The organism is Streptomyces sp. NPDC002643 (assembly GCF_053592555.1).
On record NZ_JBSFVY010000018.1, the window covers coordinates 151,017 to 176,295 of the forward strand.

Below are 25,279 nucleotides of genomic sequence, written 5' to 3' on the forward strand. Positions count from 1 at the left end.
CACCGACTCAGCCGACCCGGTGACCGTCCTCCAACTCGATCGGTCCCGCACCGTCGGCGAGGGCGTCCAGCGCGGCGAGTACTCGGCGGCCCAGGGCCTCGGAGAGATAGCCGGTGAGTTCGTCGCGCGGCACGAGCCGCCAGGACAGCAGCTCCTCCTCCTGCAACGTGATCCGCGACAGCTCTTCCTCGCCGAGCACCCCGCCGTCGTACACATACGCCACCACCGGCGGACGTCCGGCCGGCTGCGCCCAGTCCACGACGAGCAGCCGCCCCAACTCGACGTCCAGGCCGATCTCCTCGGCCGTCTCACGCCGGGCGCCCTGCCGGGGCGTCTCCCCGTCGTCCGACTCGATGGTGCCGCCCGGAAGCCCCCATTTCCGGCGGTAGTTGGGTTCCACGATCAGCACCCGGCCCTCGCCGTCACGGAAGACGGCGGCGGCAGCGGCCAGAACACGCGGGAGGCTCGCGAGGTACGTGGCGAAGTCTTGAGTGGTCATGGCAGCAGGGTAGGGGCGCCCGACTGTGCCAACCTCACTGTGCGCTCGGCGAGTTCAGTGATCCGTACGCCGTCGAAGCCGAACACCGCGCTGCGCACGGTGTCCTCCAGCGGGTCCTTGAAGCGGTCCGGGATCGCAGCCGCACCGCACATCACCCCCGCCACCGAACCCGCGGTCGCGCCGTTGGAGTCGGTGTCCAGGCCCGCGCGGACGGTCAGCGCGACGGTGCGGGTGAAGTCGCCGTCGCCGTACAGGAGTCCGGCGGTGAGCACGGCGGCGTTCGGGACGGTGTGAATCCATCCCAGCCCGGCGGTCTCGTCCTCGGCCGTCCTCAGCGTCTCCTCCCAGGACAGCCCGCTCCGGTGGAGCGAGACCACCCGCCGTACGGTACGGGCGAGACGACTGCTCGCCGGGATCACGGTGAGCGCCTGTTCGACGGCGTCCCGGACGGTGGGCGCGGTGAACGCCGCCGAGATGAGCGCCGCCGCCCACATCGCCCCGTAGACGCCGTTCCCGGTGTGCGACAGCACCGCGTCACGCCGGGCCAGCGAGGCCGCCCGGCGGGGTGCGCCCGGGGAGGTCCAGCCGTGGATGTCGGCGCGGATGAGGGCGCCGATCCACTCCTGGTACGGGTTGTCGTAGGTGGCCGTGAGCGGGGGCTTGAGTCCGTTCGCGAGGTTGCGGTAGGCGGCGCGTTCCGCCGTGAACGTCTGCAGAAACGGCAGCCGCAGCAGCCACAGGTCGCCGACCTGCTCGGTGGTGAAGCCGAAACCGTGGGTCTCCAGCAGATGGAGGCCGAGGACGGCGTAGTCGACGTCGTCGTCACGGCAACTGCCGTGCACCCGGCCGCGTACGCAACTCCGCCACTCGGGCCGCAACGCCCGCGCGTCGCTCTCGTCTACGGGCTCCGGGAGGTAGTCGGTCAGCGGCAGGGCACCACCCCGCCGCAGATACCGATCGATCCGCTCCCGGCTCCACACCTCCCCCTCCTCCACCGGCTTCCCGAGCATGTTCCCCGCGACCCGCCCCAGCCACCCCCCGAGCACACGATCACCGAATCCGCTGTCGACAGGGCTCATGGGGAAGGTCTACCCGATCCGGGGCGGAGGCGCTCGGGGGAGGACGGGGGCGGGGACGGGCCGCACACGACCCCCGGCGGCCGTGTCGTGTTCGTCTGGCGGAACGGGGCATGACGGGCGAGGGCCCGGGCGGTTAGGGTCGCTGCGGCGCGACCGCCTTGATGTGCAAGGCCTGATGAGCGAGGGGATGGCAGCGTGGCGAACGCCGCTGTGGACGGGATCGACACTGGCACGGCAACCCCGCGGGTGCTGATCGCCGCGGACAAGTTCAAGGGCACCCTGACCGCCGTACAGGTCGCCGAGCGGGTCACGGCGGGCCTGCGCGGGGTGCTGCCCGACCTGGAGGTCGAGGCGCTGCCCGTGGCCGACGGCGGCGACGGAACCGTGGCCGCGGCGGTCGCGGCCGGCTTCGAGCGCCGCGAGGTATGTGTCGCCGGCCCGCTGGGCGAACCCGTGACCGCCGCGTACGCGCTGCGCGGCGGCACCGCCGTGGTCGAGATGGCCGAGGCCAGCGGGTTGCACCGGCTGCCCGCCGGGGTCTTCGCCCCGCTCACGGCATCGACGTACGGCTCGGGGGAACTGCTGAGGGCCGCGCTGGACGCCGGTGCCCGCACGATCGTGTTCGGGGTGGGCGGGAGCGCCACGACGGACGGCGGCGCGGGCATGCTCGCCGCGCTGGGCGCCCGCTTCCTGGACGCCGCCGGGGAACCGGTCGGCCCCGGCGGCGGGGGCCTGCGTGACCTCGCCACCGCCGACCTCTCCGGTCTCGACCCCCGGCTCGGCTCCGGCGACGTCGACTTCGTGCTGGCCAGCGATGTGGACAACCCGCTGACCGGGCCGAAGGGGGCGCCCGCGGTGTACGGGCCGCAGAAGGGGGCGAGCGAGGAGGACGTGGCGGTGCTGGACGCGGCGCTCGCGCACTATGCGCGGGTGCTGGAGCGGGCGGTCGGGGCCAGGGCCGCGGAGTACGCCCTCGCGCCGGGCGCGGGGGCCGCCGGTGGCATCGGCTACGGCGCCCTCGTCCTCGGCGCCCGCTTCCGCGCCGGGATCGAGATCATGCTCGATGTGCTCGGGTTCGACGCGGCGCTGGCCAAGGCCACGCTGGTGATCACCGGTGAGGGTTCGCTGGACGAGCAGACGCTCCACGGCAAGGCCCCGGCGGGGGTGGCCGCGGCCGCTCGGGCCGCCGACAAGGAGGTTGTCGCCGTGTGTGGGCGGCTGGCGCTGCCGCCGGAGGCTCTGGGGCGGGCCGGTATTCGCCGGGCGTACCCCCTGACGGACGTCGAACCGGACGTCGAGCGCTGCATCGCCGACCCGGGGCCGATCCTGGAGCGGGTGGCGGAACGGATCGCCCGGGACTTCCTGGGCTGAGCAGACCTTTTTCCGCCCCCGCCGCCCCTACCCGTCCCATCCCCAGGGGCTGCGCCCCTTCGACCCCCTGCGCCTTGTAGCTCGGGTGGTGGTGGTTTGTTGGCGGCTGCGGGTGGTGTGTGGTTGCTCGCGCAGTTCCCCGCGCCCCTTAAAAGCACGGGGCGCAGCCCCTGCTTTAAGAGGCGCGGGGAACTGCGCGACCAGCCCCCACCCACCCGCACCCGCCAATCCGACCCCCCACCTCGCAACAGCAAAGAGCCCCGAACCCAAACCCGGGTCCGGGGCCCTACCCCGTTCTCAGCGGAGCGCCTAGCGGAGCGCCCGCGCCTCGCGCCTGTTGTCGCGGAAGTTGTTCACCCGGCGGGCCGTGGCGAACAGGGGGATCACCGCGCCCATGACGAGCTGCAGGGCGCAGCCGGTCTGGAGGAGGAGCTGGCCGCCGGGGGCGTCGAAGGCCCAGGCCACCAGGAGGCCCATCGCGAGGACGATCCAGGTGAGCACGGCGCCCGCGAGGGGACCCCGCGGCTTGGGGTACTCGACCCGGCTCACCATCAGCCAGGCCGTGCCGACGATCGCCAGGAGGGTCGCCACGAAGGGCAGCTCCAGCAGGACGATGGAGACCACGGTCAGCGCGCCGAAGGGGGACGGCATGCCCTGGAACATGCCGTTCGGCACGGACACGCAGGAGAAGCGGGCCAGGCGCAGCACCACGGCCAGCAACACCACGATCGCGCCCACCGCCGCCACCCGCTGATGCGCGTCGTCCGCCACCATGCCGTAGACGAGGACGAAGTACGCCGGGGCGAGGCCGAAGCTGATCAGGTCGGAGAGGTTGTCCAGCTCCGCGCCCATCGGCGACGAGCGCAGCTTGCGGGCGACCAGACCGTCGAACAGGTCGAAGATCGCCGCGCAGAGCATGAGGATGACCGCCGTGGCCGCGCTGTGGCGGGCCATGCCCGTCTCCTGGCTGCCGGTGAGGTGCGGGATCAGGATGCCGGTGGTGGTGAAGTACACCGCCATGAAGCCGCACGTGGCGTTGCCCAGGGTGAGGGTGTCCGCTATCGACAGCCGGAGCGACAGCGGCATCTCCTCCGCGTCGTCCTCCGTGTCGTCGACCTCCGGCACCCAGCCGGTGGCCGGCCCGGTCTCGCCGGCCTGGGTATCAGGATCAATCACGGTCAATGCGAGTCACCCCAGCCACGGTCTTCTGCCCCACCTCGACGTCCACCTCGACACCCTCCGGGAGGTAGATGTCGACCCGCGAGCCGAAACGGATCAGCCCGATCCGGTCCCCCTGCTCGACCTTGGTGCCCTCGGGGATGTACGGAACGATACGGCGAGCCACGGCGCCGGCGATCTGGATCATCTCGATGTCACCCAGCTCGGTGTCGAAATGCCAGACTACGCGCTCGTTGTTCTCGCTCTCCTTGTTGAACGCGGGGACGAACCCGCCGGGGATGTGCTCCACCGACGTGACCGTGCCGGAGAGCGGCGCGCGGTTCACATGGACGTTCAACGGGCTCATGAAGATCGCGACGCGGGTGCGGCCGTCCTTCCACGGCATGATGCTCTGCACCACACCGTCGGCGGGCGAGATCACTCGGCCCTGGGCGATCTCACGCTCGGGGTCGCGGAAGAACCACAGCATGCCGGCCGCGAGCGCGGTGGCGGGCACGGCCACGGCCTTGGCGACACCGGAGCGGCGCGCGCGGACGAGGCTGACTGCTGCGGTGGCGACGGTCGGGAGAAGCCACGGCGATGCTCCGCGCGCGAGGCGTACGCCGCCGACTCGGCTGTCGCGTGGTGCAGAGGTTTGGCTGTGGGGCATGGATGACCTTCGTAGCGGATGATGCCGCGCGGTGACTGGGGACGGCGGCTTTCCCGGATCGTACCGGTCGCGGGCCGCAACTGGGCAAGCCAGGAAGCCGAGTCGACGGCCGAAGAGTGCTGACGGGGTGTGATCTTCTTCTCGAAGAAAACACCCCGAATCAGACAACCGACCCTGGACTAGCCCTGGAATCGATACTCTTCGAGCAGTCGGCGACCGATGATCATTTTCTGGATTTCGGCGGTACCCTCGCCGATCAGCAGCATCGGTGCCTCACGGTAGAGGCGCTCGATCTCGTACTCCTTGGAGAAGCCGTAGCCGCCGTGGATGCGGAAGGCGTCCTCGACGACTTCTTTGCAGTATTCGGAGGCGAGGTACTTCGCCATTCCTGCTTCGAGGTCGTTTCGTTCCCCTGAGTCCTTTTTGCGTGCCGCGTTCACCATCATGGCATGGGCGGCCTCGACCTTGGTAGCCATCTCCGCGAGCTTGAACTGGATCGCCTGGTGCTGGGCGATCTGCTTGCCGAAGGTGTGCCGTTGCTGGGCGTACTGGACACCGAGTTCGAACGCACGCTGTGCGACGCCGCAGCCACGCGCGGCCACATTCACCCGGCCGACTTCCACGCCGTCCATCATTTGGTAAAACCCTCGGCCGGTGGTGCCGCCGAGTACACGATTGGCCGGAATGCGCAGTCCGTCCATGATGAGTTCGGTGGTGTCGACGCCCTTGTAACCCATCTTGTCGATCTTCCCGGGAATGGTGAGGCCGGGGCGGACCTCCCCGAAACCGGGCTCCTTCTCGATCAAGAAGGTCGTCATCGACTTGTGGGGCGCCGTCCCCTCAGGGTGTCCTTCGTCACTTCGGACGAGTACGGCGACGAGAGTTGACGTTCCGCCGTTCGTCAGCCACATCTTCTGACCGTTCAGGACGTACTCCTCGCCGTCCTTGACCGCCTTCGATGTGATCGCCGACACATCCGAACCGAGCCCCGGCTCCGACATCGAGAAGGCGCCCCGGATCTCACCCAGCGCCATCTTCGGCAGGAAGTAGTCCTTCTGCTCCTCGGTGCCGTGCTGCTTGAGCATGTACGCCACGATGAAGTGCGTGTTGATGATCCCGGACACCGACATCCAGCCCCGCGCGATCTCCTCCACGCACAGCGCGTACGTGAGCAGGGACTCGCCCAGACCGCCGTACTCCTCGGGGATCATCAGACCGAAGAGGCCCAGTTCCTTGAGGCCGTCGACGATCTGCTGCGGGTACTCGTCGCGGTGCTCCAGCTCCGTCGCGACCGGGATGATCTCCTTGTCCACGAAGTCGCGGACCGTGGACAGGATCTCCTGCTGGACGTCCGTGAGGCCGTGGGTCTGGGCGAGGCGTGCCATGGGGTCAGCCCTCCTGAAGTTCCGGGCGGCCGGGCTGCTCGCCGCCGCGCTCCTTGATGTACGTCTCGGTCGGCACCATCACCTTGCGGCGGAACACGCACACCAGCGTGCCGTCCTGCTTGTAGCCCTTGGTCTCGACATGGACGATGCCGCGGTCGTTCTTCGACTTCGACGGCCACTTGTCGAGCACGGTCGTCTCGCCGTAGATCGTGTCCCCGTGGAAGGTCGGCGCCACATGCCTCAGCGACTCGATCTCCAGGTTGGCGATCGCCTTGCCGGAGACGTCCGGGACGGACATGCCGAGCAGCAGCGAGTAGATGTAGTTCCCGACCACGACGTTCTTGCCGAAGTCCGTTGTCTTCTCGGCGTAGTTGGCGTCCATGTGGAGCGGGTGGTGGTTCATGGTGAGGAGACAGAAGAGGTGGTCGTCGTACTCCGTGACCGTCTTCCCGGGCCAGTGCTTGTAGACCGCCCCGACCTCGAACTCCTCGTAGGTGCGTCCGAACTGCATCGCGCTCACGCCTCCGGGATCTCGAACTTGGACGTGCGCTGCATGCCGGCCGCCCGCCCCTTGCCGGAGATGACCAGCGCCATCTTGCGGCTGGCCTCGTCGATCATCTCGTCGCCGAGCATCGCCGAGCCCTTCTTCCCGCCGGCCTCGGACGTGTAGTAGTCGTACGCGTCCAGGATCAGCTCGGCGTGGTCGTAGTCCTCCTGGGAGGGCGAGAAGATCTCGTTGGACGCCTCGACCTGGCCCGGGTGCAGCACCCACTTGCCGTCGAAGCCGAGCGCGGCGGCGCGCTGGGCGACCTCGCGGTAGCCGTCGATGTTGCGGATCTGCAGGTAGGGGCCGTCGATCGCCTGGAGGTTGTTGGCGCGGGCGGCCATCAGGATCTTCATCAGGATGTAGTGGTAGGCGTCCGCCGGGTAGCCGGGCGGCTGCTCGCCCACGACCAGCGACTTCATGTTGATCGACGCCATGAAGTCGGCCGGGCCGAAGATGATCGTCTCCACGCGCTGGGAGGCCGTGGCGATCTCGTTGACGTTGTTCAGACCCTGCGCGTTCTCGATCTGCGCCTCGATACCGATCTTGCCGACCTCGAAGCCCATCGTCTTCTCGATCTGGGTGAGGAGCAGATCGAGGGCGACGACCTGCTGGGCCGTCTGCACCTTCGGCAGCATGATGCAGTCGAGGTTCTGCCCGGCCCCCTCGACGACGGTCACGACATCGCGGTACGTCCACTCCGTCGTCCAGTCGTTGACCCGCACGACCCTCGTCTTGCCGGTCCAGTCGCCCTCGTTGAGGAACTTCACGATGGTGTGCCGCGCCTCGGGCTTGGCGAGCGGGGCGCACGCGTCCTCCAGATCGAGGAAGACCTGGTCCGCGGGGAGGCCCTGCGCCTTCTCCAGGAAGCGGGGGTTCGAGCCCGGTACTGCCAGGCAGGAACGCCGCGGGCGGAGACGGTTGACAGTCATGCGGGGACCTCCGTGCTGATGAGGGGGTTGAGCTTGTTGGCCTTGCGGATCTCGTCGACGATACGGCCGATGATCCCGGTGATGTCGAAGTCCTTCGGGGTGAACACGGCCGCCACTCCGGCGGCCCTGAGCTGCTCGGCGTCGGCGTTCGGGATGATCCCGCCGGCGATCACCGGGATGTCGGCGGCGCCGGCCTCCCGCAGCCGGTCGAGGACGTCCGGGACCAGCTGGGCGTGCGAGCCGGAGAGGATGGACAGCCCCACCGCGTGCACGTCCTCGGCGAGGGCCGCGTCCACGATCTGCTCGGGAGTGAGCCGGATGCCCTGGTAGACCACCTCGAAGCCCGCGTCACGAGCCCGCACGGCGATCTGCTCGGCCCCGTTGGAGTGCCCGTCCAGGCCCGGCTTGCCGACCAGGAAGCGCAGCTTGCCGACGTTCAGGTCCTTCGCCGTCAGCTCCACCTCGCGGCGCACCCCGGCCAGCGCCGAGCCCTCCTCGACGGGCACGGCCACCGGCGCCGACGAGACCCCGGTCGGCGCCCGGAACTCCCCGAACACCTCGCGCAGGGCCCCCGCCCACTCGCCGGTCGTGACCCCGGCGCGCGCGCAGTCGAGGGTGGCCTCCATGAGGTTGTCGGTGCCCTTGGCGGCCTCCTTCAGCCGCTCCAGCGCCTTGCAGGGGCGCGGGTGGTTGAAGGGCGGCTGGTAGCGGGTGTCGCGCCAGTTCCGCAGCGACTTGATCACCCGGGCCTCGACCGCCGGGTCGACCGTCTGGATCGCCGCGTCCAGGTCGGCGGTGAGCGGGTTGGGCTCGGTCGACTCGAAGATGTTGACGCCGACGATCTTCTCCTCGCCGGACTCGATCCGGGCCCGGCGCTCGGCGTGCGAGGAGACGAGCCGCGACTTCAGATAGCCCGACTCGACGGCGGCCATCGCACCGCCCATCTCCTGAATCCGCTCGATCTCCGCGAACGACTCCTCGACGAGCGTGCTCACCTTCGCCTCGATGACGTGCGAGCCCTCGAAGATGTCCTCGTACTCCAGCAGATCGCTCTCGTGCGCCAGCACCTGCTGGATGCGCAGCGACCACTGCTGGTCCCAGGGCCGGGGCAGGCCCAGCGCCTCGTTCCAGGCCGGGAGCTGCACGGCACGCGCGCGTGCGTCCTTCGACAGGGTCACCGCCAGCATCTCCAGCACGATCCGCTGGACGTTGTTCTCCGGCTGTGCCTCGGTCAGGCCCAGGGAGTTGACCTGGACGCCGTACCGGAAGCGGCGCTGCTTGGGGTTCTCGATGCCGTACCGCTCACGCGTGATGCGGTCCCAGATGCGGCCGAACGCCCGCATCTTGCACATCTCCTCGATGAAGCGGACGCCCGCGTTCACGAAGAAGGAGATCCGGGCGACCACATCGCCCATGCGCTCCTGCGGCACCTGCCCGGAGTCGCGGACGGCGTCCAGGACCGCGATCGCCGTGGACATCGCGTACGCGATCTCCTGGACCGGTGTGGCGCCCGCCTCCTGCAGGTGGTAGCTGCAGATGTTGATCGGGTTCCACTTCGGTATGTGGGAGACCGTGTACGCGATCATGTCCGTCGTCAGCCGGAGGCTCGGCCCCGGCGGGAAGACATGGGTGCCCCGGGACAGGTACTCCTTGACGATGTCGTTCTGGGTCGTGCCCTGGAGCTGGGTGATGTCCGCACCCTGCTCCTCGGCGACGACCTGGTAGAGCGCCAGCAGCCACATGGCGGTGGCGTTGATGGTCATCGAGGTGTTCATCTGCTCCAGGGGGATGTCCTGGAACAGCCGGCGCATGTCACCGACGTGCGCGACCGGGACCCCGACCCGTCCGACCTCACCGCGGGCGAGGATGTGGTCGGAGTCGTAGCCGGTCTGCGTCGGCAGGTCGAACGCCACCGACAGACCGGTCTGGCCCTTGGCGAGGTTGCGCCGGTACAACTCGTTGGACGCCTCGGCGGTGGAGTGGCCCGCGTAGGTGCGCATGAGCCACGGCCGGTCCTTCTGACGCTCAGTCATGGGTGCCCTCAGATGTTCCGGAAGCGGTTGATGGCGTCGATGTGCTGCGCGCGCATCTCCTGGTCGCGCACGCCCAGACCCTCCCCGGGGGCGAGGCAGAGCACGCCGACCTTGCCCTGGTGGAGGTTGCGGTGCACGTCGTACGCGGCCTGCCCGGTCTCCTGAAGGGAGTAGACCCTCGACAGCGTCGGGTGGATCTTGCCCTTCGCGATCAGCCGGTTGGCCTCCCAGGCCTCGCGGTAGTTGGCGAAGTGCGAGCCGATGATCCGCTTCAGGGACATCCACAGGTAGCGGTTGTCGTACTCGTGGTTGTACCCGGACGTCGAGGCGCAGGTGACGATGGTGCCGCCCTTGCGCGTGACGTAGACGGAGGCGCCGAAGGTCTCGCGGCCGGGGTGCTCGAAGACGATGTCGACGTCCTCGCCGCCGGTGAGTTCGCGGATGCGCTTGCCGAAGCGCTTCCACTCGCGCGGGTCCTGCTCGTGCTCGTCCTTCCAGAACCTGTAGCCCTCGGCGTTGCGGTCGATGATCGCCTCGGCGCCCATCGCCCGGCAGATGTCGGCCTTCTGCTCGCTGGAGACGACACAGATGGGGTTGGCGCCGCCGGCGAGCGCGAACTGCGTGGCGTACGAGCCGAGTCCACCGCTCGCGCCCCAGATGAGGACGTTGTCGCCCTGCTTCATCCCGGCGCCGTTGCGGGAGACCAGCTGCCGGTACGCGGTGGAGTTGACCAGTCCGGGAGCGGCGGCCTCCTCCCAGCTGAGGTGGTCCGGCTTCGGCATCAGCTGGTTGGACTTGACCAGTGCGATCTCCGCCAGCCCGCCGAAGTTGGTCTCGAAGCCCCAGATCCGCTGCTCGGGGTCGAGCATCGTGTCGTTGTGGCCGTCGGACGACTCCAGCTCCACGCTCAGGCAGTGCGCGACGACCTCGTCACCGGGCTGCCAGGCGTTGACGCCGGGGCCGGTGCGCAGAACGACGCCCGCGAGGTCGGAGCCGATGATGTGGTACGGCAGGTCGTGGCGCTTGGTGAGTTCGCTGAGCTTGCCGTAGCGCTCCAGGAAACCGAAGGTCGGCAGCGGCTCGAAGATCGAGGTCCACACCGAGTTGTAGTTGACCGAGGAGGCCATGACGGCCACCAGGGCCTCGCCCGGACCGAGTTCCGGCAGCGGAACGTCGTCCAGGTGGATCGACTTGCGGGGGTCCTTGTCGCGGGTGTCGAGCCCGGCGAACATCTCCGTCTCGTCCTTGTGCACGGTGATCGCGCGGTACGACTCGGGGAGCGGCAGAGCGGCGAAGTCGGCGGAGGTGGACTCCGGCGACTGGATCGCGTCCAGGATTTCCTTCACGGTGGTGCCTCCGGCGACGAGCGTCCGAGGGAAGACGCTGTTGAGGGTTACGTCGGGTGCTGCTGGGTGCGTGATGCCGTCGGTTCGGCGGAGGTGGAGCTTCGGCGGCGCTTGGTGTGGCGCGGAGGGGTGCCTGTGACGCAGGCGTCCGGGCGCGCGGTCCATGGGGGCTGCGGGGACAGCCGGCGTACGAAAGGTCGCTGCACGCCGGCCGCCCGGACTCCTTCAACGTATGGCACGCCGTGTCACCTCGCAAGGCACCCAGTGCCAGAAAGTTCGCTCAGGTGAAATCTTTACGTAACAGGTGAGCGATGATCGATCAGATGAGGTGCGCAAAGGGCCTCTGACATGCCAAAACGGCCACCTGGTGGGGTGGCCGTTGTCACAGTTACCGATCAGTGCTGTGCTTTCCCGGGGGACGACCCCCGGACCCCCGGCAGAAAAGCGGGTCGGCCCGGATGACCGGCGCTGTCGCGGGGGCTAGCGGTCCTTCAATGCCTCCTCGATGGTCCGCATGACCTCCTCCAGAGGGGCGTCCGTGCGGGCCACTGTGACGAGGACCTCGCCGTGGGTGGAGGCCGTCGCGGCGGTCGGCTCGGTGGACAGGGCGCGGCCCGCGCCGATGCCGGTGCCGAAGGTCTTGCGGACGATCGCGAAGGCGTGGTCGAGCTGGGTCTCCACATCGCCCTGGCCGTCGGACCTGAGCCAGCGCCGCAGCACGTGGTTGTGCGCGGTGACGACCGCCGACGCGGCGACCTCCGCGAGCAACGGGTCGTCGCCCACGTCGTCCTGGTGGGCGTGCTCGTCGAAGTGGCCCAGCAGATAACGGGTGAAGAGGCGTTCATAGCGGGCCACGGAGGCGATCTCCGCCTCCCGGAGCGTGGGGACCTCGCGGGTCAGCCTGTAGCGGGCGACCGAGATCTCCGGCCGGGCCGCGTACATCTTCATGACTTCCTTGATGCCCCGGCACACCGTGTCGAGCGGGTGCTCGTGCGCGGGGGCCGCGTTGAGGACGGCCTCGGCGCGGATCAGGGTGTCGTCGTGGTCCGGGAAGATCGCCTCTTCCTTGGAGCGGAAGTGGCGGAAGAAGGTGCGGCGGGCCACCCCGGCCGCCGCGGCGATCTCGTCGACCGTGGTCGCCTCGTACCCCTTGGTCGAGAACAGCTCCATGGCCGCGGCCGCCAGTTCCCGCCGCATCTTGAGGCGTTGGGCGGCGGCGCGACTGCCCGCGGCACTCTCCGGAGCGTCGGGCGCAGCTGGTGTACGTGAGGATTTGGCGGGCTGGGACATGCCCCGAACGTACTGCATCTCCGCAGGAGAGTGCGCATGTCCACCGATCCCCCCGCCCCGACGGGACGGGGGGTCGGCGGGCGCGGCGGGGGAGCGGAGGGGTGGGGCCTGGCCGCCCGGGGCGAGGAGACCGCCCCATTCCCCGCCCGCCGCGAACCGATCGCCCGGCCCCTCAGCGCTTGGCATATTCGCGGAAACCGCGGCCCGTCTTACGGCCGAGGCAGCCCGCGGCCACCAGATGCTCCAGCAGCGGAGCCGGGGCGAGGCCCGGGTCGCGGAACTCGCGGTGCAGCACCTTCTCGATGGCCAACGACACATCGAGCCCGACCACGTCCAACAGCTCGAACGGCCCCATCGGATAGCCGCCGCCCAGCTTCATGGCCGCGTCGATGTCGTCCAGCGACGCGTAGTGCTCCTGGACCATCTTGATCGCGTTGTTGAGGTACGGGAACAGCAGCGCGTTCACGATGAAACCGGCCCGGTCGCCGCAGTCCACCGGGTGCTTGCGGACCTTGGCGCACAGCTCACGGACGGTCGCGTGGACATCGTCGGCGGTCAGCACCGTACGCACGACCTCGACCAGCTTCATCGCGGGCGCCGGGTTGAAGAAGTGCATACCGATCACGTCCTGCGGGCGCGAGGTGGCGCGGGCGCAGGCCACGACGGGCAGCGAGGACGTGGTGGTGGCGAGGATCGCGCCCGGCTTGCAGACCTTGTCGAAGGTCGCGAACAGCTGCCGCTTGACCTCCAGATCCTCGGCCACGGCCTCCAGTGCCAGATCGACGTCCGCGAACGCGTCGTACGAGCCCGCCGGGGCGATCCGGTCCAGGGTCTCGGCGGCGGCCTCGACCGTCATCCGGCCCTTGTCGACAGAGCGTGAAAGCGACTTGCCGATACGGGCCTTGGCGGCCTGCGCCTTCTCCTCGCTGCGCGCGGCCAGCACGACCTCGTACCCGGCCTTGGCGAACACCTCCGCGATCCCGGAGGCCATGGTCCCCGAGCCCGCGACCCCCACCGAGCGCACGGTACGGCCCTCGACGAGCGAGGGGCCGTCCACCGGCGTCAGCGCGTCCCGCACGACCGTGGCCGAGCCCGGCGCCTCGTAGGTGTAGAAGCCGCGCCCCGACTTGCGGCCGGTCAGCCCCGCCTCGCTCAGCTGCTTGAGGATCGGCGCCGGAGCGTGCAGCCGGTCGCGCGAGGCCGCGTACATGGCCTCCAGGACCGTACGGGCGGTGTCGACGCCGATCAGGTCGAGCAGCGCCAGCGGGCCCATCGGCAGCCCGCAGCCGAGCCGCATCGCCGCGTCGATGTCCTCGCGGGAGGCGTACTTGGCCTCGTACATCGCGGCGGCCTGGTTGAGGTAGCCGAACAGCAGTCCGTCGGCGACGAAACCGGGACGGTCGCCGACCGCGACGGGCTCCTTGCCCAGGTCGAGCGCGAGATCGGTGACGGCGGCGACGGCCGGCGGCGCGGTCAGCACCGAGGAGACCACCTCGACCAGCTTCATCGCGGGCGCAGGGTTGAAGAAGTGCAGCCCCAACACCCGCTCGGGACGGGACGAGTCGGCGGCCAGCCGGGTGACCGACAGGGCGTTGGTGCCGGTGGCGAGGATCGTCTCCGGCCGGACGATCCCGTCCAGCTCACGGAAGACCTGCTGTTTGATCTCGTACGACTCCGGGACCACCTCGATGACCAGGTCGGCGTCGGCGGCGGCACGCAGATCGGTGAACGTCCGGAAACGGGCGAGGGCGTCGCCGCGCTCCTTCTCACTGATCCGCCCGCGCTCGACGGCACGCTCGGTGGAGGCTTCCAGCGCGGCGACCGCACGGGCGGCGGCGGCCTCGCTGATGTCGATGCCGATGACCTCGCGGCCGGCCCGGGCCAGCACCTCGGCGATACCGGTGCCCATGGTGCCGAGACCGACCACGGCAATGGTCTTCAGGGGGGAAACGGGGGACAGGGGAGTGGCCATCGCGGGACTCCAGAAATGAGGGTGAAGGTGACGACTGGGGGAACGCGTCCCGGTACGCCGACGAGGGCGCGACCAGCGCGTGGAAGGCGGGCATCGCACATGCCCGGCGAATGGCGAAACCATGAAGCGGCTGAACCGACCGGCCCTGTCCCGAGGCCGTGCCGTACCGACTGTGCTCACGACGGTCGCGTCACCAAACCGTCGCAAGCGAACACGAGTGGGTCACTCGCTCGTCTGAGCTTAACCGGTGGGTAACGAGCGCGCCAGCCCTGGTGTTTGTGATGTACGTCCCTGAACGGCGTTGCCGCCCTTACGCTCGGAAGCATGGACGAGGCGTTGCGATCACTCACGGAACGTGTGCGGAACGAGTCCGGGGGCGCGGGCGGTTACGAGCGGCTCGTCGTGACCGACAGCGCCGATGAGTTGGCGGCCGTGCTGACCGAGCCCGGACAGCCGCTCTGGGCACGGGAGTTGGCGGCGTTCCGGCTGGGGGTCGCGGGGGATCGCCGGGCGTTCGAGTCGCTGGTCCTGCTGCTGAACCACCGGGACGCACCGCGGTGCGCTTCCGCCGCCCACGCCCTGACCCGGCTCGGCGACCCCCGCACGGCGCGCGCGGCCGCCGCGCTCGCCACGAACGAGTTACGGGTCGCCTACGCCTTGCATCCGGTGCGGCTGCTGGTCGAGTTGCGGGCACCCGAGTCCGTGCCGGCCCTGATCACCACGCTGCGGCGGAGGCTGGCGCCGCATGATCCCTATCGGCGGGTGGCGCTCGCTTGTGTGGAGGGGCTGGGGGAACTGGGGGACGTCCGGGCCAGGGCCGTGCTGAAGGAGGCGCTCGCGCATCCGAAACTGGCGGAGGCCGCGGTGCGGGCGCTGGCCCGCATACGGGATTGACACCGCGGCTCGGTGGGGGCTGGTCGGGTCCACGATCGCCGCGTCTCTGCACCCCAGGTGCGGGCGGCCGTGGGAGTCCCGGGGTTCGTCCGGGACCCCACGGCCGGTCCGGGGTCAGCCCCGGAAGCCCAGCAGCCCGTGCAGCGTCGAACCCCGGGAGGGGGCGGACGTCGTCTGGGCGCTCGCCGGCTCGGGGTCGGGGAGCTTCTCGCAGGTGGCGTCGGCCTCGCCGGTGCCGCGCGGGACCGTGCCGTCGGTCAGGTACTTCGCCAGGTACTTGTCCAGGCAGGCGTTGCCGCTGAGCGTGATGCCGTGGTTGCCGCCGCCCTGCTCGACGACCAGGCTGGAGCCGCGCAGCAGGTGGTGGGTCATGACACCGCCCTCGTACGGGGTGGCCGCGTCGTCCGTGGCCTGGAAGATCAGGACCGGCGGCAGCCCGGTGTTCGTGACGTTCACCGGCTTCAGCGAAGCCGTGGGCCAGTACGCGCACGGCGCGTTGTACCAGGCGTTGTTCCAGGTCATGAACGGGGCCTTGTCGTACACCTCCCAGTTGTCGTCGCGCCAGGTGTCCCAGTCGCGGGGCCAGGACGCGTCACGGCACTGCACCGCGGCGTAGACGCTGTAGCCGTTGTCGCCCGACGCGTCGACGGCGGCGAAGTTCTCGTACGCCTCGACCAGCGGATCGTCGTCCTTCTTGTTCACATACGCCGCGAACGCCGCGGCGAGATCGGGCCAGTAGCCGTTGTAGTAGCCGCCGGGCAGGAAGGTGTCCTCCAACTCGGCCGCGCCCACCTTGCCGTCCGCCGGCTTCTTGGCCAGCGCCGAGCGCATCGCGTACCACTTGGCCTCGATCTTCTCCGGATCGGTGCCCAGCTTGTACGTCTTGTCGTTCTTCGCGATCCACGCCATCAGCGCCCGGTGGCGGTCGTTGAAGGCGTAGTCCTGCTGGAGGTTGTCGTCGTACCAGACCCCGGTCGGGTCGACCACGGAGTCCAGGACCAGCCGCCGGACGCGGTTCGGGAAGAGCTTGGCGTACACGGCGCCCAGATAGGTGCCGTACGAGTAGCCGAAGTAGTTGATCTTCTTGGCGCCGAGGGCCTTACGGATGGCGTCCATGTCCTTGACCGCGCTGACCGTGTCGATGTACGGCAGGACGTCCTTGTACTTGGTGGCGCACGCCTTGGCGAAGGACCGGGCGCGCTTGAGGTTGGCCTGCTCGGTCTTCGGGCTGCTCGGCAGGGAGTCGGGGCGCACCGGGGAGAAGTAACCGGACTCGCAGTTCAGGGCGGGCTTGCTCGCGCCCACACCGCGGGGGTCGAAGCCGATCACGTCGTACTGCGCCGCGACCTTCTTCGGCAGCGAGGACGCGACGAAACCGGCCATCGTGATCCCGCTGCCGCCGGGCCCGCCGGGGTTGACCAGCAGGGGCCCCTGGGACTTCTTCGCCGTGTGCGGGACGCGGGAGAGGGCGAGGGTGATCTTCTTGCCCTGTGGCTTCTTGTAGTTGAGCGGCACCTTCAAGGAGGCGCACTGGAGCGTCGGATAGGCGCTGGTGGCGCACTTCTTCCAGGTGAGTTTCGCCGTCGGCGCCGCCTCGGAACCGGCGCTCGCGCCGGCCGGGACCGCCGTGACCAACCCGGCCAGTACAGCGGCGGCACCGCACAGAGCGGCTGCGCGCTTCTTCATTCGTCAGGCCTCCCAGGACGGAGGATTTCCAGCCGTGCATGCCACGGCTTTCGTCGCATCGTCCCGGAACGCACGCCCGGAAGAACGGGTTCTGCCAAGTCTTGACCCAACGGGGGCCGGGGAAGGGTCCGTATGGCCCCGGAATGATCAGAAACGTACCGGCGCAAGGACACTCGGCAGGGGGCTGAGGGTCGGTCAGAAAGGGTCCGTCACCGGAGAACCGGGCGGCCGAGAGCCGGTCACAGGAGGGTCAGCTGGGTGGGTGCCGTCTCCCGCGCGACCGCCGGCGGGGCCTCCTCGGGCAGCGGAATCCTGCGCGGCAGCTCCCTTTCCCTCGGCCCCATCCCGTACTCCCGCGCCAGATCGTGCACCTGACGGGTGATCCGGCGCTGATACCACTTCGGCGCGTAGGCGCCCTCCGCGTACAGCCGCTCGTAACGGCGTACGAGATAGGGGTGATGGCGTGCCAGCCATGCCATGTACCACTCGCGTGCGCCGGGGCGCAGATGCAGTACCAGCGGGGTCACGGAGGTGGCGCCGGACGCGGCGATCGCCCGTACGGTGGCGCGCAGCCGGTCGGGGTGGTCGCTGAGGAAGGGGAGTACGGGGGCCATCAGCACCCCGCAGCCGATGCCGTGGTCGGTGAAGGCGCGGACGACGTCCAGACGGCGGTCGGGGGCCGGTGTGCCCGGCTCGACCGTGCGCCACAGCTCCGGGTCGGTGAAGCCGACCGAGACCGAGATGCCGACCTCGGTGACCTCGGCCGCCTGCCGGATCAGATCGAGGTCGCGCAGGATCAGCGTGCCCTTGGTCAGGATCGAGAAGGGGTTCGCGTGGTCGCGCAGGGCGGCGACGATGCCCGGCATCAGCCGGTAGCGGCCCTCGGCGCGCTGGTAGCAGTCGACGTTGGTGCCCATCGCGATGTGCTCGCCGTGCCAGCGCGGTGAGCCCAGATGGCGGCGGAGCAGCTCGGGCGCGTTGACCTTCACCACGATCTGCGAGTCGAAGTCGAGGCCGGTGTCGAGGTCCAGATAGCTGTGGGTCTTGCGGGCGAAGCAGTACACACACGCGTGCGAGCAGCCCCGATAGGGGTTCACCGTCCATTCGAACGGCATCCGGGAGGCCCCGGGAACCCGGTTCACGATCGATTTGGCCCGGATCTCATGGAAGGTCATGCCCCGGAATTCAGGGGTGTCGAACGTACGGCTCCGCACCACGTCCACGCCGAACAGTGCGGCATCCCGGGCCGTGGCGGGGTTCTCGGCCAGATGGTCCCAGCGCATGGAACGCCTCCTCGCTGTGCTCTGGCCCCAGAATAGAACACACGTTCCCTTGATTGTGCGAACTGGTTTTCGAACACCGTGTGGAGGTCTGGATCGGGACGTGCTGGGGGGAGCCCCGGCCCGGCCGCCCCGCCGCTTCGACCACCCCGATTTGGGCCGTCCGCCCCGGTGGTGGTTGGCTTTCCGCACACCCCCCGAGTTACCAAGTGCTGGAGGAAGTGCAATGGCGCAGGTCGAGGCCACGACGGAGCGGATCGTCGCGGCAGACGCGGAGACGGTGTTCGACACCCTGGCCGACTACAGCGGCGCGCGCGGCAAGATGCTGCCCGAGCACTTCAGCGAGTACGAGGTGCGCGAGGGCGGCGACGGCGAGGGCACCCTCGTCCACTGGAAGCTCCAGGCCACCAGCAAGCGCATCCGCGACTGCCTCCTGGAGGTCACCGAGCCCTCCGACGGCGAGCTCGTCGAGAAGGACCGCAACTCCTCCATGGTCACCGTCTGGCGCGTGACCCCGGCCGGCGAGGGCAAGTCCCGCGTCGTCGTCACCGCCACCTGGCAGGGCGCCACCGGCATCGGCGGCTTCTTCGAGCGCACCTTCGCCCCCAAGGGCCTGGCCCGGATCTACGACGCGCTGCTGGCCAACCTCGCCGCGGAGGTCGAGAAGTAGGGCCGACGCACCCCGGTGAGCAGTGGCCCGGATATCTCAATGGGCAGTGGCCCGGCCTTCGTTGTCGCTCTCACCGGTTCGAGTGGATCTCCATGACGCTCACCGGAATGCCGTAACTCGCCGCACTTGCCGACAGTTGCCGCTTAACGCGGGAATTGTGCGGTAAGTGCGACGAGGGGAGCGGCACGCATGAGCGCGATCACACTGGTCAGGGACGAACCGACCACCACCCCCGCACCACCCCCGGCGACCGATCCTCCCCAACCGGGCCCGGCCCGGGTGCGGTTGGTCTTCTGCGCCCTGCTGCTCGTCCTGCTCCTCGTCGCCCTGGAGCAGATGGTCGTGGCCGTCGCGCTGCCCCGCATCGCCGGTGAGCTGCACGGCCTGGACCGTATGTCCTGGGTGGTCACCGCGTATCTGCTGACCGCCACCGCCACACTGCCGCTCCACGGCCGCCTCGCCGAACTCCGGTGCCGCAAGGGCGCGTTCCAGTTCGCCCTCGTGGTCTTCGTGGCCGGCTCGGCGCTGGCGGGCCTCGCCCAGACCATGGATCAGCTCATCGCCTTCCGCGCCCTCCAGGGGGTCGGCGCGGGCGGCCTCATGATCGGCGTCCAGGCGATCATCGCCGACCTCGTCCCCGACCATGAACGGGGCCGCTTCCTGGGCCTGATCGGCGCCGCGTTCGGCCTCGCCTCCGTCACCGGCCCCCTCCTCGGCGGCTGGTTCACCGACCACGTCTCCTGGCGCTGGTGCTTCCACGTCAACGTCCCCTTCGGCCTGCTCGCCCTCGCCGTGATCACCTTCGCCCTGAAGCGGCGGAGAGCGACGCACGGCGATCCCAGGGGGCGGATCGACGTCCTCGGCGCGCTGTCGCTCACCGTCGCCTCCACCTGCCTGATGCTGCTGGCCGGTTGGGGCGGCACCACGTACGCGTGGGGCTCGCGGGTCGTCCTCGGTCTCGCCGGGGGCGCGGTCGTGGCGACGGTCCTCTTCCTCGTCGTCGAACGCTTCGCGGCCCAACCCCTCGTCCCCCTGCGGCTGTTCAAGGACCGCGTCTTCGTCGTCACCGGCCTCGTGGGCCTCGCCATCGGCGTCGCGCTCCACGGGGCCGTCACCTATCTGCCGACCTATGTGCAGATGGCGGACGGGGCCACCGCCACCCGGGCCGGGCTGCTCATGCTGCCGCTGACCGCTGGGATCGTCGGCGCCTCCGTCATCGCCGGCCGCCTCATCACCCGCACCGGGCACTACAAGACGTATCCGATCCTCGGCAGCGCCCTCACCGCCACCGGCCTCTGGTTCCTGGCGCACCTCGACACCGGCACACCCCGGCCGCACTTCGCGCTGTGGACGGCCGTGCTCGGCGCGGGCATCGGCATGGTGATGCCGGTCCTCGTCCTCGCCGTGCAGCACTCCGTACACCCCGACGACATCGGCCGTGCCGTCGACGCGGGCAACTACCTCCGGCAGATCGGCGGCGGCATCGGGGTCGCCCTCTTCGGCGCACTGCTGACGGAACGACTCGCCGCGCGCTTCCCCGCGCCCGCGCACGCCGTTCTGCCCGACACCGACTCCCTCACCCCCGGGCTCCTGCACGCCCTGCCCGCCCCGGTGCGCGACGCCTACGCCGGGGCGTACGCCGGCGCCATGCCCCGGCTCTTCCTGTACGTCGTGCCGGTGCTCGTCCTCGGGTCCCTCATCGCCTTCTTCCTCAAGGAGAAACCGCTGGTGTCCCCCGACGAGGTTTCCGTGGACGCGACCGTCGAGCAGCCGCCGTCGCCCGTCCAGATCCCGCAGGCACGCTCCGCGTACACGGCCGACGGTCCTGTCGTGCCCGGGGACTCTGAGGCATCCGGGGTCCCGGTCCGCGGCACGGTGCGGCAGCCGGACGGCACCGTCGTGCCCCGGGCCGCGCTCACTCTCATCGACGCCACCGGGCGACAGACCGGGCGCGGCGGCAGCGGTGAGGACGGGCGGTACGCGCTGTCCACGCCCGGGCCGGGGGCGTATGTGCTGATCGCCGCGGCCGGTGGGCATCAGCCGCAGGCGGTGAGCGTGACCGTGGGCGAGCGGCCCGTCGAGGTCGACATCGTGCTCGGCGGCGCCGGGCGGCTGATCGGCACCGTGCGCACGGCGGACGGCCGGGCGGTACCGGACGCGTCGGTCACCCTCACCGACGTCCACGGCGAGGTCGTCGTCACCACGCGCAGCGGCGAGGAGGGCGAGTACCTCATCACCGAGCTGGTCGCGGGGGAGTACACCCTCGCCGCGAGCGCCCACTCCCACCGTCCCGCCGCGCTCCCCGTCACCGTCCGGGCCGCCCGCGAGACCCGCCAGGACATCGAACTCGCCGGCGGTGCCGTGATGCGGGGGACCGTCCGCGCGGGCGGCGGGCGCCCCGTCGAGGACGCCCGGGTCACCCTCCTCGACGCCGCGGGCAACGTTGTCGACACCCTCACCACCGGCCTCGACGGGACGTTCCGGTTCGTCGACCTCTCCTCCGGCGAGTACACGGTGATCGCCACGGGGTACCCGCCGGTGGCGACCGTTCTCCAGGTGGCGGGGGGCGCCCGAACGGAACGGGATCTTCAACTGGGGTACCTGGACTGAGAGTCGGTGCCCGCGCGGGGATCGACGGCCGGCCAGGGAAGGAGGGCCGGCCGTCGGTCTTGGTACGCGGGTGGCGGGCGCTCGCCGGGCGAGGGCCGAGGGGCGCGAGCCGGTGACCCCACCCGGGGGCGCGCGGTTGGTTGTGCGCCGGTTGTACTGCGGCCCGTGCGCCGGAGGCTCCCCGTGGTCAATTCGTGTATTGGCACACATCGCGACGCTACGCGGCCGTACGGTAGTGGGGGCGCCGCAGATCTTGCGAGCCGTGGGGAGAAAGGGCCTTGGCCATGGACCGTGGCACCGACACGGGCGCGAAGACCGGCCTCGGAGCCGGCGACGGCACGGCGGAGCACGCCGAGGCCGGCCGCATCCCGCTGGCCGTGGTCGTCGTCGACCGCGACCGCCTGGTGTCGCACTGGAGCAGCGGCGCCCGGCGCATGTTCGGCATCGCCAAGGAGGACGCGCTCGGCCAACCCGCCCTTGACCTGCTGCCGGTGTCCGGCGCGCTCCCGGACGAGGACGAGACCCCGTCGCCGTACGGGGCGTACCACGCGTACGACGGACTCGGCCCCGACCTGGAGTCCTCGCTGGACGGAGGGCTGTCCTACCCGGCGGCCGGCCGCGCCCGGCTGACCGTGCCCGAGCGGGGCGGCACGGGGGCCGAGGGGAGCTGGACGGGGCCAGAGCGGGGCGGCACGGGGAACGAGCGAGGCGCTACGGGGGTCTCCTCCTCCGAAGGCTGGGGGAGCGACCGCCTCGATGTGCTGTGGTGGGCGTATCCGCTGGTCGGCCCCGGCGCGGAGCGACTGCTCGTGCTCGCCGCCGACGCCGATACCCTGCGCCGCCCGGACGAGGACGTCGCCGTCGAACGCATCGCGCCCGGCTTCGCCCTGCACACCGACTTCCCCGCCGCCGAGGAACTGGCCCGCAGGCTCCCCGAGATCCTGCCCAGCATGAGCGTCGGCGAGAGCGCCCGCATCGTCGCCCAGGTCCTCGAACTGGGCTATCCGATACTGGAGTTCAGCCAGAACGACCGGGTGCCCGTCACCCCCGACTGGGGCGTACCCCGGCGCACGGAGCGTCAGGCCCGCCGTGAACGCGCCGCGCGCGCCGTCGCGGAGGGGCGGCTGCCGGTCCCGGAGGACCTGGAGGACGAGGGCGAGGACCTCGAACACGCCGCCGTACGCGAGCGCCTGGAGTTCCTCAACGAGGTGAGCGGACGCATCGGCACCTCCCTCGATCTGTCGCAGACCATCGTCGAGGTCAGCAGGGCGGTCGTCCCCCGCTTCACGGACGTGGCGGGCACGTATCTGCGCGAGCAGGTCGTCGCTGGTGAGGGCTTCCCCGACGGCGTGCCCGACACCACCACCATGTGGCACCGCGTCGCCGTCGAGCACACCGACGAACCCGGCCGCTGGGACGACGTCGTACCGGTCGGCGAGGCCATGCCGTTCCCGGCGCACACCCCGTTCTTCCAGTGCATGACCACCGGTGAACCCGTGCTCGTGCCGCGCATCAGCGAGCAGATGGGGCACGCGATCGCCGCGCAGTTCGAGAAGCGCGACATCCGCCCGCTGATCACGGGCCGCTCCATGCTGGTCGTCCCCCTGAAGGCCCGTAACGTCGTCCTCGGCTTCATGATCCTGCTGCGCCACCCCGAGCGCGAGGTCTTCAACGACATGGACCGCGTCACCGGCGCCGAACTCGCCGCCCGCGCGGGCCTCGTCCTCGACAACGCACGCATGTACACCTACCAGGAGAACGTCGCCGAGACGCTCCAGGACAGCATGCTGCCCAACATCGCGGCCCATATGGCGGGCTGCGACATCGCCACCCGCTATCTCCCGGGCACGCTCCTCGGACGGGTCGGCGGCGACTGGTTCGACTCGGTGAAACTGCCCGGCGCCCGCACCGCCCTCGTCGTCGGCGACGTCATGGGCCACGGCCTCAACTCCGCCGCCATGATGGGCCAGTTGCGCACCGCCGTACAGACCATGGCCGCACTCGACCTGCCGCCCGCCCAGCTCCTGCGCAATCTCGACGACCTCGCCCAACGCCTCGGCGAGCACTACCTCGCGACCTGCCTGTACGCCGTGTACGACCCCATCGCGAGCGAGTTGCACCTCGCCAACGCGGGCCACATCCCACCCGTGCTGGTCCGCGCGGCGGACGGCGCCAGCGAACTGCTCGACCTGCCCACGGGTGCGCCCATCGGCGTCGGAGGTGTGCCCTTCGACGCGGTACGCGTACGCGTGGAGCCCGGCGACCGGCTCGTGATGTGCACCGACGGCCTCGTCGAGGTACGCGGCGCGGACATCGGCGTCGGCCTCGCGGCCCTGTGCGAGTCCGCCGCCCACCCGGCCGCGTCCATGGACGACGCCTGCGACACCGTCATCCGCGCCCTCGCCGCGACCTTCTCGGCGGCGGGCCGAGGTGGCCGCAAGGACGACGTCGCCCTGCTGATGGCCCGCCTCAACGGCATCGAACCGGAGGACGTCGCCGAGTGGCGGCTCGCCCGTGACCCCGTGGAGGTCGCCAGGGCCCGCGCCGTCGTCCGCGAACAGCTGTACGTCTGGGGCCTGGAGACCCTCACCGACACCACCGAACTGCTCGTCGACGAACTCGTCGGCAACGCCGTACGGCACGCCCGCGGCCGGCACATCGAACTGCGCCTCGTGCGGGGCGACACCCTCCTGTGCGAGGTCTACGACGAGGACCACACCCTCCCGACCCTCCTCGACACCCGCCCCATGGACGAGTACGGCCGGGGTCTGCGCGTCCTGAGCAACCTGGCGAGGGAGTGGGGCACCAGCCGCACGGGGGCGGGCAAGACGGTGTGGTTCGAACTGACGCTGCCGCGACGGCGGTGACGCGTCGCCGGTGGTGGTGAGCGCGAGCGCGAGTGCGGTGCGGGCGCGGGCGCTCAGGGGCACTCGGCGGGCTCGCGGTAGGCCCTGGGGCGTGCGGGGTGTGCGACGGCGCGCGGAATCGGGACGGGAGGTGAAGGTACGCGCGCGGTTCTTGAACCCGTGCCCGGCGCGAGGTAGACCGATCTGGGCCGTCACGACCGGCGGACCGGTGTCTCACCCGGGGAGTTGGGCATGACCGTGACCAGTAGGTACAGGCAGGCCTGGGAGGGCTTCTGGCACGAGGCGTCCGGCGAACCGGGCGCCGTCTTCTGGGACGCCGCCCCCGCGCTGACCGCCGCCGTCCATCTGGCGCTCTTCGAACCGTATGTGGCGACCCCCGACCTCCCCCTGGTCGACCTGGGCTGCGGCAACGGCACCCAGACCCGTTTCCTCGCCGACCGCTTCACCCGGGTCATCGGCACCGACCTCTCGGCGGCGGCCCTGGACCACGCCCGCCGCGCCGACCCCGAGGGCAGTGCCGCGTACCGCCTCCTGGACGCCGCGGACCGGACCGAGGCCGAGACTCTGCAACGGGAACTCGGCGACGCCAACGTGTACATGCGCGGGGTCCTCCACCAGTGCGAGCCCGAGGACCGCCCCCGACTGGTCGACACCATCGCCACGCTCGTGGGCGCCCGGGGCCGGGCCTGCCTGGTCGAACTCGCCGAGTCCGCCAAGCCGGTCCTGATGTCCCTGGCCCAGAGCCCCTCCGGCCCCCCGGCCAAACTCGCCCCCATCTTCCGCCACGGCATCGCCCCCGGCGAGGTGAGCGACGAGGCGATCCCCGACTATCTGTCCAGGGCCGGTCTCACCCTCGTCGCCACCGGCGAACTCCCCCTCGTCACCACCGAACACACGGCGGAGGGCACACGGATCGAACTCCCGTCGAAGTGGTACGTGGCGGGCCGCACGGCATGAGCCGATCGCATGCGGCCCGGCGGGTGGCCGGGCCGC

General features: G+C 70.4%; 19 protein-coding genes. 6 read left to right on the forward strand and 13 right to left on the reverse strand.

The features are described 5' to 3' along the window. Window positions 1-7: 7 nt before the first annotated feature. Both ACWD4G_RS26795 and ACWD4G_RS26800 read right to left on the reverse strand, forming a co-directional pair. The gene (locus ACWD4G_RS26795) at window positions 8-499 is read right to left on the reverse strand and encodes an NUDIX domain-containing protein (RefSeq protein ID WP_451297651.1); all 492 of its coding nucleotides are present in this window, start codon (window positions 497-499) and stop codon (window positions 8-10) included. Beyond that, on the reverse strand, window positions 496-1,578 hold the full coding sequence (locus ACWD4G_RS26800) for an ADP-ribosylglycohydrolase family protein (protein ID WP_451297653.1): 1,083 nt from the start codon (window positions 1,576-1,578) through the stop codon (window positions 496-498). The genes ACWD4G_RS26795 and ACWD4G_RS26800 overlap by 4 nt, the downstream gene beginning before the upstream one ends. Window positions 1,579-1,824: 246 nt before the next feature. Here ACWD4G_RS26800 and ACWD4G_RS26805 point away from each other — a divergent pair, with 246 nt between their 5' ends. Further along, on the forward strand, window positions 1,825-2,949 hold the full coding sequence (locus ACWD4G_RS26805; RefSeq protein ID WP_451297770.1) for a glycerate kinase: 1,125 nt from the start codon (window positions 1,825-1,827) through the stop codon (window positions 2,947-2,949). A gap of 309 nt (window positions 2,950-3,258) precedes the next feature. Here the strand turns inward: ACWD4G_RS26805 and pssA are convergent, their stop codons facing one another. From pssA to ACWD4G_RS26850, 9 genes are all read right to left on the reverse strand, one after another. Further along, entirely contained in the window at window positions 3,259-4,131 is an 873-nt protein-coding gene (gene pssA, locus ACWD4G_RS26810) for a CDP-diacylglycerol--serine O-phosphatidyltransferase (protein WP_451297655.1), read from the reverse strand. Next, entirely contained in the window at window positions 4,118-4,777 is a 660-nt protein-coding gene (locus ACWD4G_RS26815) for a phosphatidylserine decarboxylase (RefSeq protein ID WP_451297657.1), read from the reverse strand. Before ACWD4G_RS26815 ends, pssA begins: the two co-directional genes overlap by 14 nt. Before the next feature lie 179 nt (window positions 4,778-4,956). Further along, window positions 4,957-6,162, reverse strand: coding sequence for an acyl-CoA dehydrogenase family protein (locus tag ACWD4G_RS26820; RefSeq protein ID WP_451297659.1), 1,206 nt, complete (start codon window positions 6,160-6,162; stop codon window positions 4,957-4,959). Window positions 6,163-6,166: 4 nt separating this feature from the next. Beyond that, the gene (locus tag ACWD4G_RS26825; RefSeq protein WP_451297771.1) at window positions 6,167-6,673 is read right to left on the reverse strand and encodes a MaoC family dehydratase; all 507 of its coding nucleotides are present in this window, start codon (window positions 6,671-6,673) and stop codon (window positions 6,167-6,169) included. A gap of 5 nt (window positions 6,674-6,678) precedes the next feature. Then, on the reverse strand, window positions 6,679-7,638 hold the full coding sequence (locus ACWD4G_RS26830) for an HpcH/HpaI aldolase/citrate lyase family protein (RefSeq protein WP_062716550.1): 960 nt from the start codon (window positions 7,636-7,638) through the stop codon (window positions 6,679-6,681). Beyond that, window positions 7,635-9,671 carry a protein meaA gene (locus ACWD4G_RS26835; RefSeq protein ID WP_451297661.1) on the reverse strand — a complete coding sequence of 679 codons (2,037 nt, stop codon included), beginning with the start codon at window positions 9,669-9,671 and terminating at the stop codon, window positions 7,635-7,637. The genes ACWD4G_RS26830 and ACWD4G_RS26835 overlap by 4 nt, the downstream gene beginning before the upstream one ends. Window positions 9,672-9,679: 8 nt before the next feature. After that, a complete protein-coding gene (gene ccrA / locus ACWD4G_RS26840; RefSeq protein ID WP_451297663.1) occupies window positions 9,680-11,017 on the reverse strand; it encodes a crotonyl-CoA carboxylase/reductase in 1,338 nt (445 codons plus the stop codon). A gap of 480 nt (window positions 11,018-11,497) precedes the next feature. Next, window positions 11,498-12,307: a TetR family transcriptional regulator gene (locus tag ACWD4G_RS26845; protein WP_451297665.1), complete on the reverse strand. Its 810-nt coding sequence runs from the start codon at window positions 12,305-12,307 to the stop codon at window positions 11,498-11,500. Window positions 12,308-12,479: 172 nt separating this feature from the next. Continuing rightward, on the reverse strand, window positions 12,480-14,279 hold the full coding sequence (locus tag ACWD4G_RS26850) for a 3-hydroxybutyryl-CoA dehydrogenase (protein ID WP_451297667.1): 1,800 nt from the start codon (window positions 14,277-14,279) through the stop codon (window positions 12,480-12,482). 324 nt (window positions 14,280-14,603) lie between these two features. Here ACWD4G_RS26850 and ACWD4G_RS26855 point away from each other — a divergent pair, with 324 nt between their 5' ends. Continuing rightward, complete coding sequence (locus ACWD4G_RS26855; RefSeq protein ID WP_451297669.1) at window positions 14,604-15,173, forward strand: adenylosuccinate lyase; 570 nt, start codon at window positions 14,604-14,606, stop codon at window positions 15,171-15,173. A 114-nt stretch (window positions 15,174-15,287) separates the two neighbouring features. Here ACWD4G_RS26855 and ACWD4G_RS26860 read toward each other — a convergent pair whose 3' ends face one another. Next, on the reverse strand, window positions 15,288-16,859 hold the full coding sequence (locus ACWD4G_RS26860; protein WP_451297671.1) for an alpha/beta hydrolase: 1,572 nt from the start codon (window positions 16,857-16,859) through the stop codon (window positions 15,288-15,290). Between the two features lie 239 nt (window positions 16,860-17,098). Next, on the reverse strand, window positions 17,099-18,142 hold the full coding sequence (locus ACWD4G_RS26865) for an Rv2578c family radical SAM protein (protein ID WP_451297673.1): 1,044 nt from the start codon (window positions 18,140-18,142) through the stop codon (window positions 17,099-17,101). Between the two features lie 223 nt (window positions 18,143-18,365). On the opposite strand from ACWD4G_RS26865, the gene ACWD4G_RS26870 reads away from it, so the two are divergent. From ACWD4G_RS26870 to ACWD4G_RS26885, 4 genes are all read left to right on the forward strand, one after another. After that, window positions 18,366-18,809: an SRPBCC family protein gene (locus tag ACWD4G_RS26870; RefSeq protein ID WP_451297674.1), complete on the forward strand. Its 444-nt coding sequence runs from the start codon at window positions 18,366-18,368 to the stop codon at window positions 18,807-18,809. 189 nt (window positions 18,810-18,998) lie between these two features. Continuing rightward, a complete protein-coding gene (locus ACWD4G_RS26875) occupies window positions 18,999-21,419 on the forward strand; it encodes an MFS transporter (protein WP_451297676.1) in 2,421 nt (806 codons plus the stop codon). Between the two features lie 284 nt (window positions 21,420-21,703). Continuing rightward, window positions 21,704-24,286: an ATP-binding SpoIIE family protein phosphatase gene (locus ACWD4G_RS26880; RefSeq protein WP_451297678.1), complete on the forward strand. Its 2,583-nt coding sequence runs from the start codon at window positions 21,704-21,706 to the stop codon at window positions 24,284-24,286. 231 nt (window positions 24,287-24,517) lie between these two features. Further along, window positions 24,518-25,243, forward strand: coding sequence for a class I SAM-dependent methyltransferase (locus ACWD4G_RS26885; RefSeq protein WP_451297680.1), 726 nt, complete (start codon window positions 24,518-24,520; stop codon window positions 25,241-25,243). The last annotated feature ends 36 nt before the right edge of the window (window positions 25,244-25,279 follow it).